General features: G+C 36.3%; 12 protein-coding genes and 1 pseudogene. 8 read left to right on the top strand and 5 right to left on the bottom strand.

Annotated features, from left to right (window positions below):
- The first annotated feature begins 105 nt into the window (after positions 1 to 105).
- Positions 106 to 462 carry a hypothetical protein gene (locus ABWU75_RS03325; protein ID WP_264731293.1) on the top strand — a complete coding sequence of 119 codons (357 nt, stop codon included), beginning with the start codon at positions 106 to 108 and terminating at the stop codon, positions 460 to 462.
- Positions 463 to 804: 342 nt separating this feature from the next.
- Positions 805 to 2,199 carry a class II fumarate hydratase gene (gene fumC, locus ABWU75_RS03320; RefSeq protein WP_353286606.1) on the top strand — a complete coding sequence of 465 codons (1,395 nt, stop codon included), beginning with the start codon at positions 805 to 807 and terminating at the stop codon, positions 2,197 to 2,199.
- Between the two features lie 81 nt (positions 2,200 to 2,280).
- Here the strand turns inward: fumC and ABWU75_RS03315 are convergent.
- Positions 2,281 to 2,572 (bottom strand): annotated as a pseudogene (locus ABWU75_RS03315) (IS4 family transposase); the annotation flags it as partial.
- A gap of 695 nt (positions 2,573 to 3,267) precedes the next feature.
- The gene (locus ABWU75_RS03310) at positions 3,268 to 4,404 is read right to left on the bottom strand and encodes a cysteine desulfurase family protein (protein WP_353286605.1); all 1,137 of its coding nucleotides are present in this window, start codon (positions 4,402 to 4,404) and stop codon (positions 3,268 to 3,270) included.
- Positions 4,405 to 4,559: 155 nt separating this feature from the next.
- Here ABWU75_RS03310 and ABWU75_RS03305 point away from each other — a divergent pair, with 155 nt between their 5' ends.
- Entirely contained in the window at positions 4,560 to 5,258 is a 699-nt protein-coding gene (locus tag ABWU75_RS03305; protein WP_353286604.1) for an alpha/beta hydrolase, read from the top strand.
- Between the two features lie 245 nt (positions 5,259 to 5,503).
- Here ABWU75_RS03305 and ABWU75_RS03295 read toward each other — a convergent pair whose 3' ends face one another.
- Together ABWU75_RS03295 and ABWU75_RS03290 are read right to left on the bottom strand one after the other, a co-directional pair.
- The gene (locus tag ABWU75_RS03295) at positions 5,504 to 6,178 is read right to left on the bottom strand and encodes an ABC transporter ATP-binding protein (protein ID WP_253309781.1); all 675 of its coding nucleotides are present in this window, start codon (positions 6,176 to 6,178) and stop codon (positions 5,504 to 5,506) included.
- A gap of 39 nt (positions 6,179 to 6,217) precedes the next feature.
- Positions 6,218 to 6,679, bottom strand: a complete 462-nt coding sequence (locus ABWU75_RS03290) for a HesB/IscA family protein (RefSeq protein WP_253309780.1) — start codon at positions 6,677 to 6,679, stop codon at positions 6,218 to 6,220.
- Between the two features lie 47 nt (positions 6,680 to 6,726).
- On the opposite strand from ABWU75_RS03290, the gene ABWU75_RS03285 reads away from it, so the two are divergent.
- Entirely contained in the window at positions 6,727 to 7,908 is a 1,182-nt protein-coding gene (locus tag ABWU75_RS03285) for a deoxyguanosinetriphosphate triphosphohydrolase (RefSeq protein ID WP_353286603.1), read from the top strand.
- Positions 7,908 to 9,158, top strand: coding sequence for a bifunctional diaminohydroxyphosphoribosylaminopyrimidine deaminase/5-amino-6-(5-phosphoribosylamino)uracil reductase RibD (gene ribD / locus ABWU75_RS03280; protein ID WP_353286602.1), 1,251 nt, complete (start codon positions 7,908 to 7,910; stop codon positions 9,156 to 9,158). Before ABWU75_RS03285 ends, ribD begins: the two co-directional genes overlap by 1 nt.
- A 63-nt stretch (positions 9,159 to 9,221) precedes the next feature.
- On the opposite strand, the gene ABWU75_RS03275 is transcribed toward ribD, so the two are convergent.
- Positions 9,222 to 9,689, bottom strand: a complete 468-nt coding sequence (locus ABWU75_RS03275) for a hypothetical protein (RefSeq protein ID WP_353286601.1) — start codon at positions 9,687 to 9,689, stop codon at positions 9,222 to 9,224.
- A 133-nt stretch (positions 9,690 to 9,822) separates the two neighbouring features.
- Here ABWU75_RS03275 and truB point away from each other — a divergent pair, with 133 nt between their 5' ends.
- The 3 genes from truB to pnp are packed head-to-tail and all read left to right on the top strand — an operon-like array spanning position 9,823 to position 13,331.
- On the top strand, positions 9,823 to 10,758 hold the full coding sequence (gene truB, locus ABWU75_RS03270; protein WP_353287065.1) for a tRNA pseudouridine(55) synthase TruB: 936 nt from the start codon (positions 9,823 to 9,825) through the stop codon (positions 10,756 to 10,758).
- A 12-nt stretch (positions 10,759 to 10,770) separates the two neighbouring features.
- Positions 10,771 to 11,043: a 30S ribosomal protein S15 gene (rpsO, locus tag ABWU75_RS03265; RefSeq protein WP_006279944.1), complete on the top strand. Its 273-nt coding sequence runs from the start codon at positions 10,771 to 10,773 to the stop codon at positions 11,041 to 11,043.
- Between the two features lie 14 nt (positions 11,044 to 11,057).
- On the top strand, positions 11,058 to 13,331 hold the full coding sequence (gene pnp / locus ABWU75_RS03260; protein ID WP_353286600.1) for a polyribonucleotide nucleotidyltransferase: 2,274 nt from the start codon (positions 11,058 to 11,060) through the stop codon (positions 13,329 to 13,331).
- Positions 13,332 to 13,392 lie beyond the last annotated feature (61 nt).

The following is a 13,392-nucleotide window of genomic DNA, read 5'->3' as shown; positions in this document are numbered from 1 at the left end:
ACGGTTAATTAATAGATAAATCGCAAATAAAAAAGAAAATTAAACCTTGTTTTTCTTTTTTCGCTATTAATATATTTATAACACAATTGAGTTTAAATAGTTGGTATGAAAAGCTTTTTACGAAATTTCTTGCACTATCTTCTGTCATCCCAGTGCTTGACACTGGGATCCATATCTTTTTTTCTCTGGTCACGCGCTGGAATGACACCCAGGACGTGGTGTAATAGTTGTACAAGAATCCTACTAACTTTACTATTAATTCTATTTCCACTTTTAGCATCATCTATAAGCATTGAGGACATCGAAGAAAATTGCGATTACGAATATTACCCTAAATTAGATTCTTCTTCTGCTGATGAGTTACACGTTATAAAGCGAAATTATTATAGATACGGTGAGGAATTAAAAATACTAGCAGATGAGAGGATAAAGGAGATCACTTTAGGCACTAGTGATAAATAATTGTAACCAGACTGCATTCTGTGATTTTTAGCAAAACACGATCTTTCATTTGAGCTTTCTTCAATTTAAAGTAAATACAGAAAATTGCTGCCTATAGCTGAACTGACCTTACCCAGAAAAAGTAGAGAGAAAGTTTGGAATGTTTTTTACAAAGAGAATAAACTATTTGCCATATTTTGAAAAAACGTTTTATTTTACTCCAAAAACGTCTTAACTTTCTCTCTACTTTTTCTGGGTAAGGTCACACTTGACTACTTGGATCTAGTATGATTTAATTAACCAAGAAGTAGACATGAAAAAATTATGTAGTGAACCAGTTTGCATGACGCTAAGAAGGAAAATATGGATAGAAAAACGAGAATAGAATCAGACAGCTTAGGGGAAGTAAAAGTACCAAGTGAACATTACTGGGGAGCGCAGACTCAACGTTCTTTAGAAAATTTTAAGATTGGCACAGAAAAAATGCCAGAGCCTCTGATTAAAGCATTAGCAATAGTAAAACTTGCAGCAGCACGTGTTAACATGAAGCAGGGTAGCATAGATAATAAGGTAGGGGACGCAATCTGCGCAGCCGCAAGGGAAGTAATAGATAGCAAATTTAATAATGAATTTCCGCTTGTTGTTTGGCAAACCGGATCCGGAACGCAGACTAATATGAATATGAATGAAGTGATCAGCAATCGCGCAATAGAGATTTTAGGTGGTAATTTGGGTAGTAAATCTCCGATACATCCAAACGACCATGTGAATTATGGTCAGTCATCAAATGACACCTTTCCAACAGCAATGCATATAGCAGCAGCAGAGCAAATAAACTGCTTGCTTATTCCAAATCTTGAAAAATTGCATAAGGTGCTGGATAATAAGGTTCAGGAATTTAAAAATATAATAAAAGTAGGACGTACTCACTTACAAGATGCAACGCCCCTAACACTGGGACAGGAGTTTTCTGGCTATGCAGCCCAGATTAAAAAGGGGATAGAGAGAGTAAAATTAACTTTAAGTGGTATATACGAGCTTGCACAAGGTGGCACTGCGGTTGGCACAGGACTCAATACTAAAAAGGGTTTTGCTGAAGATTTTTCAAGCAAAGTTGCAGAAATTACTAATCTTCCATTTACTTCAGCAGGCAATAAATTTGAAGCGCTAGCAGCAAACGATGCTTTAGTTGAGCTCAGTGGAACACTCAATACAGTAGCAGTCAGTTTAATGAAAATTGCAAATGATATAAGGTTGCTTGGTTCTGGTCCAAGATGTGGAATTGGGGAAATAATGTTACCGGAAAATGAGCCTGGTTCTTCAATTATGCCAGGTAAAGTGAATCCAACTCAGTGTGAAGCAGTAACTATGGTGTGCACTCAAGTTATGGGAAATCATGTTGCTGTGACCATTAGTGGTTCAAACGGCCATTTTGAATTGAATGTGTTTAAGCCAGTGATAATTTACAATGTTTTGCAGTCTATAAGACTTTTAGCTGATGCAAGTTTAAATTTTACAGAAAAATGTGTAGTTGGTATTAAGGCAAATGAAGAGAGGATAAAAGATTTACTGAATCAGTCGTTAATGTTGGTCACTATATTAAATACGCATATAGGGTATGACAATGCAGCAAAAATAGCGAAGCTTGCTTATAAAGAAAATATCACTCTAAAAGAAGCAGCAGCAAAACTTCAACTGCTCACTGAGGAGGAGTTTGAAAGGATAGTGAAACCAGAAGAAATGGTGAATTATTTGTAACCGTTGGGAGTGTTAAATAAACCATACGCGTCAAGTTAAGAGGTATCCGTTCAGCCAATGGCGTCAACTTAAGAGCCTCCATTAGCAAACTCTCCTAAAAACATGATGGCGTTTGGGCTTATCTACCTTATTGTGGCTGCCCTGGTCGAATTTTAACTTTAGCACGCATGCTTAAAAAGGGCTTGAAAGTTTTTTGGTGCAATAAGTACTTGATAGAGTTTCTGCTCATTACACCAAACAAAACTGAAAAATTTAAACGATACTCAGTAATTTGATCTGGGTTCCAAGGCCCTTGTGCATCACACATATGAAGCGATAATATATTACACATAACTAAGTTCGCCCAAAATTCTTGTAATACAGCCTCTAGGTGTATGGTCCCATAATTCCTCCTTTGATGGTATTGTTTTCTCATATTTTATCATACCATCACACTCTGGGACTGTACACCAGGAATTATCCTATTGAATTCTATGATATTATTTTTGTAACATTGTCTAAAGTGCCCAGTGTCAAGCACTGGAATGACACCATTTCCGTGAATATTGCTCTTAATTTGTAACTAACCTAAGCCATAAATATTAAGAAATTTACCAAACGAAAAAAAAGGCAAAAGAAGCCCCGTTGGTGACTAGTTATTTATATGTACTTCAAAATATTGGCGTTTTTTATTCTAAACGCTACGATTCAGCCGCTTTTAAATGCGATTAACCTAAATTATAAACGTTAAGAAATTTACTGAGCGGAAAAAAAGGCAAAGAAACCCGGGTAGCTAGTATTCAAATTCTCCCTTGTCTATTTGACGTCTTTTACTGTCTTAAACGCTTTATAAGCGCGTTTCAGCTTATATAGGTAGAAACCTAGAAGTTTTATAAAGACATGAGGTGCACATAGTGCAAAAATTAAGCATGATTTACGCCAAATACATTAAGTTTTTTGTCATTAATCCACTGCAGAGATTGCGAAGATAAATAAATAGCTCCACTGTTATGATAAGGGGGCTGGCGAAGGGTATCAAGTAAGTTTTTACATCTAATTTATAGCTCCCTGCATGATACCACGTATTATCTATACCAAGGTGTTCTTCTTGTAGATATTATACCAACAATCCACTATTTTTTTTATGTCTTGTGGTTTAGTTTCTGGACCTATACTGATTCTAATTGAACACTCTGCTTGCTCTTTTGTTGCCCCCATTGCAAGCAAAACATGGGAAGACTCAACTTTTCCAGAAGAACATGCAGAACCATTACTAACTGCAATATGATTCAAGTCAAAATGCATGAGCTGCACATCACTCTTTACTCCTGGCATATAAATAAAACTTGTGTTTGGCAGCCTCTTAGAGTTTTTACCGAAGATTCTTATATCACTGGCAAGATTTAATAATTCACACTCTAATTGATCACGTAGCTCCTTTACTTCATCCATTTTTGATAGAAGGTCTGGAATATTTTGCAGTGCAGCAGAAAGGCCTGCAATCGCAACAGTATTTTCCGTACCACCACGAAATCCCTTCTCTTGTCCACCACCTATTATAATAGGTTCTATCGCAAGTTCTTTATTGAATATTAAAACTCCACTGCCTGCTACACCGCCAAATTTATGGGCGGATAAAGTGAGTAAATCCACTCCTAAATCTTCCATATTAACTTTAATTTTCCCAACACTTTGAGCAGTGTCAGTGTGGCAAATTGCTCCAAATTTGTGTGCTATTTCAGCTATTTCCTTAACAGGCTGAATAACTCCGGTTTCGTTATTTGCCATCATAACTGAAACTATTGCTTTGTTTCTTTTAAGTTCGCTTAGAATTTTTTCTAGCTCTAAAAAGTCAACAATGCCCTCCTGATTAACGGGTATTATATATGGATTACATGCAGAATTAAGAATTGAAGGATGCTCTATAGCTGAAATTACATGCAGATAGCCTGCTATTCCTCTCATAACAAGGTTATTCGCTTCAGTCGCACCAGACGCAAAAACTATTTCTTTATCACTTGGAACACCAATAGCATCACGTATGTTATCTCTTGCATCCTGAAGAATCTTCCTCGCTTCTTGTCCTCTTTTATGTAGTGATGATGGATTGAGCGTTTGTTTTAACAAGACCTCAAATATACTTTTTTTTACATTCTCACTAATTGGAGCAGTTGCATTGTAATCAGCATATACGTAACCACTATTTTCTAAAGAGAATGGACTCATCTGTCACTTAAATAAGTTTACCATCAACTATAGCCATAACTATGTACGTTAGCTTTAACACGATAAAAAATTTATTGCAAAAACAGCGAAATTAATACATAATTAATAATTCATGTCATCAATACCTGTCAAGCAGGTTTTTATTAGGAGTTACCGTGGTAGAAGTTTTTTTGAATAATGCAACAAGAAAGATAGAAGGTGAATACCACCAAAGCAAAGATGCCAACGCGCCGGTTGTGCTGGTTTTACATCATCACCCTCAATATGGTGGTAATATGGGTAGTAAAATTGTACATGGTATATATACGTCTTTTATCGATAACAATTTTTCTGCATTGAAAATTAACTTTCGTGGTGTGGGAAAATCTACCGGAACTTTTGATAAGGGTATAGGAGAATTAACTGACGCTGCGGTAGCTATTGATTGGCTTCAGGAACATAATCCTAGCAACGTTCCAATTTGGATCGCTGGTTTTTCTTTTGGAGCATGGGTGGCTATGCAGCTAACAATGCGTCGCCCTGAGATAGTGGGTTTTATTGTTCTTTCTCTTCCGGTAACTAAGTACGATTTTTCTTTTCTTTCTCCCTGTCCAGTTTCTGGGCTTATAATACAAAGCAGTAACGATACAATCTCAGAAGAAAACGATGTAACAGAATTAGCAAAAAGGTTAATAAATTCAGTAAAAAGTGATCACATGAAATACCATATAATAGACGATACTAATCACTTTCTAAGGGATAAAGAAGAGGAAGTGACTCAAATCGTAGATGGTTATATAAAACTGCGCTTAAACAGTGCAGCTATTTCTTCTCAAAAGGTCAAAAAAGAGGTAAGGGTAAAAGAATATGCCTAACCTTTACAAACAAGAGAAATGAGTGTAGTAATATAAATGAAAAGGTTTTGTTATGTTTAAAAAGCTATTATTTTTTGTTTTAGCTGTGTTTATGTTATCGGGGTGTTCCCTAAGTAAACAGCGTAAGTTAAAAAGTCCGTGTATAAAAAGCAATGAAAGCGTTTCATGCGAGTTGTACTCTGTTAATGATCATTGGTTAGATAAGTATAAGGCATAGGTAGTTTAAATTGTGCTATTTTCCCTATTCACAACTTCACTAATGATCGATCTCTCAATTGGAAAATGCAGTCTGCCTTTTCTGCAAGGAGATGATTGTGCGTCACTATAAGCATAGAGCTGTTATTTTCCTTTACGTATGAATGTAGCAGTAAAAACACGTTAAAAGAATTTGTTGGATCTAAATTTCCTGTTGGCTCATCTGCAAGTAAAAGCTTTGGAGAATTTACAATGCTTCTTGCAATTGCAACTCTCTGCCTTTCCCCACCCGAAACTTCAGATACCATGCTACTTGCTTTGTTTTCCAGACCAAATTTTTCCAACATTGCTTGCGAATTTTTTTTTGCTTCAGCTTTGCTTTTTCCTGCAATAAGTTGAGGAAGCATAATATTTTCCAACACCGATAACTCTTGTAACAAATAGTGAAATTGATAAACAAAACTAAGAAAATTTCTTCTTACATGGGTTTTATGCTTATTATTGGCTTGTGTGCAATTTATTCCATCTATCGTAACTATACCTGAAGTTGGCTTGTCCAACAAGCCTGCGATTTGCAATATAGTTGTTTTTCCTGCACCTGAATTGCCAATCAGCGCTACTACTTGCCCTCTTGTGACACTTAGGTTGATGTCTTTTACAACAGCAGAATTGTCCTTGAAGCTTTTATCTACAGAAGTTAGTTCTAGAGCTACATTATCACCCATGTTTAAAAGACCCAGAAGGCATCTAAATTTTGGTAATAATTAAACCGAAAAACTGTTACCACAACCACATTGAGACTTAGCAAGGGTATTCTTTATTTGAAAACCAGAACCACTGAGATCCTCAGTATAATCTATAACTGAGTTATTTAAAAATTTTGCTGAACAATTATCAACCATTAATACAGGATTGCCATTTTCATCATTAATTACTATATCTTTACCTTTTTCGCTAAAACTGGAGTGGCTTCTATAGTCCTCGCTTTCTTCATAGTCATCATCTTCGTCTTCGTCATCAAACTCATCATCGTAATCATCATCTTCATCATCCAAAGATAGATTTTTATTCATTTGATCCATAAGAAAATTGTATTTGAAGCCAGAACATCCACCGCCTGAAACTGCAACCCGCAAAACAGAACTCTTATCCCCTTCCTGCTCTGCAAGAAAGTGGATTTTTTTTAGTGCATTATCAGTTAAGTTGATGTTGTAATTTGTTGACATAGTAACCACCGTTTATTATTGATAATTTATTATAGTAGAAATTTTACATGTCAAACAATAATTTTCTATTAAGTTATGCATGCTTTCCAAGCAAAACAAAAGGGAGATACTTCAAAGAGCCAGAAGATGAGAATCGCAGCTGCTTTCAGCGTGATAGGGATCGCATTGTTCACTCTAATGCGTTTAGGAAATTGGGGTACAAAACACAAGTTTTTATCAATTACGAGCACGATTACTATCGCACTCGGCTGACTCATAGCCTTGAAGTTGCACAAATTGCAAGATCCATCGCACGCAGGCTCAGCTTAGATGAGGACATCACTGAATGCATAGCACTTGCACATGACCTTGGTCATCCCCCATTTGGTCACACAGGTGAGGATGCTCTAGTTCAAGTTGATAGTGAGAAGTATGAGTTTGATCATAATGTTCAAGCTATAAGGATTTTAACTTATCTTGAACAAAAACATGCTGATTTTGATGGTATGAATCTAAGTTGGGAGGTGATTGAAGGGGTTGCAAAACATAATGGTCCCTTGCTTGGTCAAAACGAGGAGTCTTCTACAAATAATCAGCTGTTATTAAAATATAATGAAAAATATGATCTAAAACTTGAGGAATTTTCAAGCATTGAAGCGCAAGTTGCTTCAATTGCCGATGATATTGCTTACAGTGTTCACGATCTTGATGATGCACTCAGAGCAAATTTAGTAACCATCGAAGATTTGCTGAATGTTCCTTTAATTGAAAAAATGTTTAAAGACATAAGGAGCAGATATTCAGAATTACCTCAGAGCAAACTCATACATGAATCACTGAGTGGAACTATAGGAACTATGATAAGTGATGTTGTTTCTCAGACTGAAAGAAATATTGAAGATCATAAAATAAAAAGTGTAGAAGACGTAAGAAGTCTAAATAAAATGCTAGTCACATTTTCACCAGAAGTTGCGAATGCTACAAAAGAAATGAAAAGATTCAACATGGAGAAAATATACAGAAGCTATAAACTGAGTAGAACGATGAACAAAGCGAAACGCATAATACAGGAACTTTTTCAATGTTTTTATGAAAATCCAAGATTACTTCCTACAGAGTGGAGCAAACTTGCTTGTGAATCCCAGCGTTCAATAGTAATATGCGACTATATCTCGGGAATGACAGATAGATTTGCTATACATGAGCACAGGAGAATATTCGACACTTCATATGAAATGACTTCTTTCTAATGACTGATGATCATTTCATGTCAATTGCATTAAGGCTTGCAGAAAAAAATCTTGGGAATGTTGCGTCAAATCCTACTGTCGGGTGTGTTATTGTAAAAGATGGTATAATCATTGGTGAGGGATATACAGGAGTAGGTGGGCGCCCACATGCAGAAGTGGTTGCTTTGCAAAGTGCAGAAGGTTTAACCCATGGTGCAACTATGTATATCACGCTCGAGCCATGTTGCCACTTTGGAGTTACAGGACCATGTACTGCGGAAATCATAAGAGCTGGAATAAAAAGGGTAGTAATTGCAACTATTGACCCAGATAGCAGAGTTTCAGGTGGAGGCATTAAAGCTCTGAAAGAAGCAGGAATTGAAGTTGAGCAAGGTATTATGCAAAAAGAGGCAGAAGAACTGAATGTCGGTTTTTTCACCACTAAAGAATTTCATAGACCATTTATAGCTTGCAAAATTGCAACAACTCTTGACGGAAAAATCGCAACATTTACAGGCGATAGCAAATGGATAACAAGTGAAGATACGAGAAATTGGGTGCATGAGCTCAGAGCAAAATATGATGCAATTATGATTGGTAGCAACACCCTCATTAATGACGATCCACTCTTAACTTGCAGATTACCAGAACTCGGAAGTAGATCGCCAATAAGGCTAATTATAGATAGCCAGGAAAAATTGCAGGAAGAGCATAATATTGCAAAGACTGCAGATAAAGTAATAACTTGGGTGATTACAAACAGAGAAATAGAGAGAAAAATAAAAAACATTAATTATTTGATAGTCAATTCAAATCACAAACCTCCTGTTATTCCAGATGTCACCCCAACACACTCTCCTGTCATTCTAACGCCTTCTCCTGTCATCCCAGTGCCCAGACACTGGGATCCAGAAAACTTCAAGCAATTGCATAATGAAAACTGGATTCCAGCGTCACGCGCTGGAATGACATCGGAGCCTGACATTATCGATAAAGTCTGCCTAAAAGACATGGCATCAAAACTTGCTTCAGAAATTGGCATAACAAGGTTATTAGTTGAAGGTGGAGGAGTGTTAATCACAGAGCTACTGAAGCATAGTTTAATCGACAGGCTGATAATCTGCCGTAGTGGTAAAATTTTAGGTAATGATGCCATCCCCTTTATAGGGAATTTAGGAATTCAATCCATCAACAACTGTTACCAATTTAAAAAAGTAGAGATAATAGAGTTTAGTAAGGATGTAGTTGAGGTATGGAATAGATTGCCTTAACCTTTACATATTCAAATGAAAGGAAAAAGAAAGAGGTAGAAAATCTACCTCCTATACAATTTGTTATATTGTTTTTTCTTCGAACTTATCTTCAAATATTTTCATAACTTCAGGTTCTTCTATCATAGTTTTAAGTGCTTCTTTATCAATTATACCTGGAGCACCATCTTTACCTGGAGCACCATCTTTACCTGGAGCACCATCTTTACCTGGAGCACCATCTTTACCTGGAGCACCATCTTTACCTGGAGCACCATCTTTACCCTGAGTGCTCTCCATTGCATTCATTTGCTGATATGAAGCATAAGCTGCTGCGGCAAAATATACAGCGGCAATAAATAGAACTGCAATTCCAGCAGGGCTAGCAACAAGTGCTAAAGATGCAGGTCCAGCAATTACTTTAGTAGCAATTAATATTGCCGTTATTGCTCCCGCTAAAGATGCAAGTGCAACTAAACCTTCAATACTCATTTTTGTTATATGTGCAGTGTTTTCCCACTTCAATATGCTTTTATTTGTATTTATAGTCATAATAGTCCCCTTAAAAGGATTAAGTATGTGTTAATAGATGCATGTTAGTCAAGCTATTTTTTACATTATTATTTAAAGTATATATTTCAAGCTGCTTCCTAAACTGTCATCAGCTGTATATAATTCACATATGATACACGGCTGGCTGAATCTCGATAAACCAATAGGAATTAGTTCTGCACAAGCTGTAACCCAAGTTAAAAAGATCTTTGGAATTAAGAAAGCTGGTCATCTGGGAACACTTGATCCTTTAGCTTCAGGTGTGTTGCCAATTGCTCTTGGCGAGGCAACAAAAACTATACCGTATTTATCTTGTGACTTAAAGGCATACGATTTTACAATAAAATGGGGCGAACAAAGAACAACGGATGATTTGGGTGGTGATATCATTAGAACTAGCGATATAAAACCCGAATATAATCAAATAAATTGTGCAATTAAAAATTTTATTGGTGAGATCAAGCAGACTCCTCCTCAATTTTCAGCAATAAAAATTAAAGGAGCAAGGGCGTATAAATTGGCAAGAAGTGGGCAAAAGGTAAATATAAAACCCCGACAAGTCAAAATACATGAGCTGAAATTGATATCTGTGGACACCATAAATAATAGTGCAAATTTTTCTATGATGTGCGGTAGTGGTGTATATGTGAGATCAATTGCTCGGGATCTTGGCATTGCATTAAATTGTTTTGGACACATTACGAAATTAAGAAGAACTATGGTAGGTGACTTTAGAGAAAACGAATCAGTGACAATTGAACAGCTCGCTGAAAGAAACACAATAACTTACTCTCCGATAACAAAAGGTGATACTGGAGTAATAGAAGATACAGGGAGTAATGCAAAAAGTTTCATCATTCCCATTGAATCGGCTTTAAAATCGATGTTCAAAATTGAAATTTCCCCAGAAGATGCGGGGAAAATCGGAAAAGGTCAGGAAGTTGTATTAAATAACTTGCGTAATTTAAAGAATTATGATATTTGTTGTACGATAGTGGGTAGTGTACCTATTGCAATCTGCAGTTTTATTTATGGTTGTGTGAAACCTATTCGTGTTTTTAATATTTAAAATGAGGTTTAGATGTCGATAACATCCGAAAAGAAAAAGAGTTTGATAAATATATATGCGATTAAAGAGGATGATACAGGTTCATCTTTTGTACAATGTGCAATTTTGACCGAGAGGATCAGTAACTTAACTGAGCATTTTAAAGTGCACAAGCATGACCATCACTCTAAGCGTGGTTTACTTATATTGATAGGTAGAAGACGCAAGCACTTAAATTATATAAAGCGTAAATTTGGTAATGAAGCCTATCAGGAATTAATAGAGAAGTTAGGCATTAGAAAATAATCGAGGAATTTAATATGTTTAAAATTATAAAAAAATCTATAGAGTGGGGTGGTCGTGCCTTATCTTTAGAAACAGGAAAAATAGCACGCCAAGCTCATGGTTCAGTAGTTGTAAATTACGGTGATACTTCTGTTTTAGTAACTGTTGTACGTAAAAAGAAGGAAGAAAGCGTTGATTTCCTACCTTTAAATGTGCAGTTTATCGCAAAAAGCTATGCCATGGGTAAGATCCCTGGTGGTTTTTTTAAAAGAGAAGGCAAGCCATCTGATAGAGAAACTTTAATCTCAAGAGTAATAGATAGGAGTGTAAGGCCACTCTTTCCAGAAGGATTTCATGATGAAATTAGTGTGGTGTGTAATCTATTAACTTATGATACAGTCAATCCTCCTGAAGTGCCAGCATTGATTGGTGCTGTTGCAGCTCTTGCGGTTTCTGGTGTTCCTTTTCACTTTACTATAGCTGGAGTGATAGTTGGTTGTGATGAAAATAATAACTATATACTCAACCCTTCTGTTCAAGAGATGAAAGCAAGCAGCTTGGATCTGTTTTTGTCTGGTGATGAAAATTCGATTTTAATGGTTGAGTCAGAAGTGAAAGAGCTCTCTGAAGAAAATGTTTTTAATGCAATAAAATTTGGCCATGAACACCTTAAACCTGTCATTAAGCTCATAAAAGAGTTTGCTGATACAGCTGGCAATAAGCCTGAAAGCTTTGCTCCTGTTGATACATCAGATATAACACAAGAGCTCGAAAAATACGGTAAAGATTTTGAAAAAGCATATTCGCAAACAGTAAAACAAGAGCGAGTTCAAGCTCTAGAAGCGGTCAGAGAGAATATATTGAATACTCTTAAAGAGACTGGAAAAGATGAAAAGTTAATTACGTATGCAGTAAAAAACTTTGAAAGATCTTTAGTACGTGAAATAATTAGGAAGAAAGGTGTAAGGATAGACGGTCGTAAGCATGATGAGATACGTCAGATAGAAGTTGAAGTTGATATTCTGTCCAGAACTCACGGTTCTGCGCTGTTTACAAGAGGCAACACTCAGGCATTGGTTGTTACTGCTCTTGGTACTACTCAAGATGAGCAAATTGTGGATGATATTGAAGGGGATAGACGTGAGCATTTCATGTTGCATTATAACTTTCCCTCATTTGCTGTTGGAGAAACTTCTGCTGCACGTGCACCAGGAAGAAGAGAAATCGGTCATGGCAAACTTGCTTGGAAAGCAATTCATCCTGTTTTACCCGATAAATCTGAATTTCCTTATACAATAAGAGTAGTATCCGAAATTTTGGAGTCTGATGGTTCTTCTTCTATGGCAACAGTTTGTGGGACTTCTCTTGCTTTAATGGATACGGGTGTGCCAATAAAGGCCCCTGTTGCTGGAGTTGCTATGGGCCTTATTAAAGATAAAGACGAGTATGTGATACTTTCCGATATATTGGGTGATGAAGATTATCTTGGTGATATGGACTTTAAAGTAGCAGGAACTAGTGAAGGGGTTACGGCACTACAAATGGATATGAAAATTTCTGGTATAAGCTTTGAAATTGTTGAAAAATCTTTAGAACAGGCAAAAGCTGGAAGATTACATATTTTAGAAAAAATGAATGCAGTGATTTCAGAACACAGTGATGACGTCAAAGACCATGCACCAAGGATGTTATCATTTTACATAGATAAAGACAAAATTTCTGCAGCTATTGGTGCTAAAGGAAAAAATATACGCAGTGTGTGTGAAAGAAGTAATGCAAAAATTGAAATAGGAGATGATGGTAAAGTTTCTGTTTTTGCCACGAGTGGCACTGAAGCTGAAATTGCAAAGAGTATGATGATTGATTCAATAACAGAACTAGAACAAGGTTCTATAGTTGATGTCAAAGTTGTAAAAATAGAGAAGTCTATTGTAGAGCTTGAATTTCTTAATGGCAGAAAAGGAAAAATGCACATAAGTGAAGTAGCTAATGAACACATAGATTCTATAGAGAGCATACTTAAACAAGATGATACTTTCAAAGCACTAGTAATTGACTTCGAAAAAGGTGGATGTCCAAAGTTGTCAAGACGTCGAGTTGATCAAGAGACGGGAGAGTTTTTTGAAGGTGAGCTTTACAACGAGGAAAGGAAAGATGGTCCAAATGACAGGGATAATTATTACAATAATTCATTTAATAGAAAACCTGGAGGAAGTTACCATAAGAAGCCTTCTCGTCCTCGTTCTGGTTTCAGCAACAGAAATAAGCCGAAATTTGGTAATAATGATTCATCATCAGGCTTTTATTAAAAGTAAACTTCTTGCGTTACCTCTTGTCATCCAAGTAGCTTGACTACTTGGACCAGAGACT

The sequence above is a fragment of the Wolbachia endosymbiont (group A) of Anthophora plumipes genome (assembly GCF_964028115.1).
Classification (GTDB): domain Bacteria; phylum Pseudomonadota; class Alphaproteobacteria; order Rickettsiales; family Anaplasmataceae; genus Wolbachia.
This window is presented reverse-complemented; position numbering and strand designations above follow the sequence as displayed.

Coding starts and splice junctions, on each gene's coding strand:
- ABWU75_RS03325 (WP_264731293.1), top strand. CDS start 106: ATGAAAAGCTTTTTACGAAATTTCTTGCACTATCTTCTGTCATCCCAG.
- fumC (WP_353286606.1), top strand. CDS start 805: ATGGATAGAAAAACGAGAATAGAATCAGACAGCTTAGGGGAAGTAAAA.
- ABWU75_RS03310 (WP_353286605.1), bottom strand. CDS start 4,404: ATGAGTCCATTCTCTTTAGAAAATAGTGGTTACGTATATGCTGATTAC.
- ABWU75_RS03295 (WP_253309781.1), bottom strand. CDS start 6,178: ATGGGTGATAATGTAGCTCTAGAACTAACTTCTGTAGATAAAAGCTTC.
- ABWU75_RS03290 (WP_253309780.1), bottom strand. CDS start 6,679: ATGTCAACAAATTACAACATCAACTTAACTGATAATGCACTAAAAAAA.
- ABWU75_RS03285 (WP_353286603.1), top strand. CDS start 6,727: ATGTCAAACAATAATTTTCTATTAAGTTATGCATGCTTTCCAAGCAAA.
- ribD (WP_353286602.1), top strand. CDS start 7,908: ATGACTGATGATCATTTCATGTCAATTGCATTAAGGCTTGCAGAAAAA.
- ABWU75_RS03275 (WP_353286601.1), bottom strand. CDS start 9,689: ATGACTATAAATACAAATAAAAGCATATTGAAGTGGGAAAACACTGCA.
- rpsO (WP_006279944.1), top strand. CDS start 10,771: ATGTCGATAACATCCGAAAAGAAAAAGAGTTTGATAAATATATATGCG.
- pnp (WP_353286600.1), top strand. CDS start 11,058: ATGTTTAAAATTATAAAAAAATCTATAGAGTGGGGTGGTCGTGCCTTA.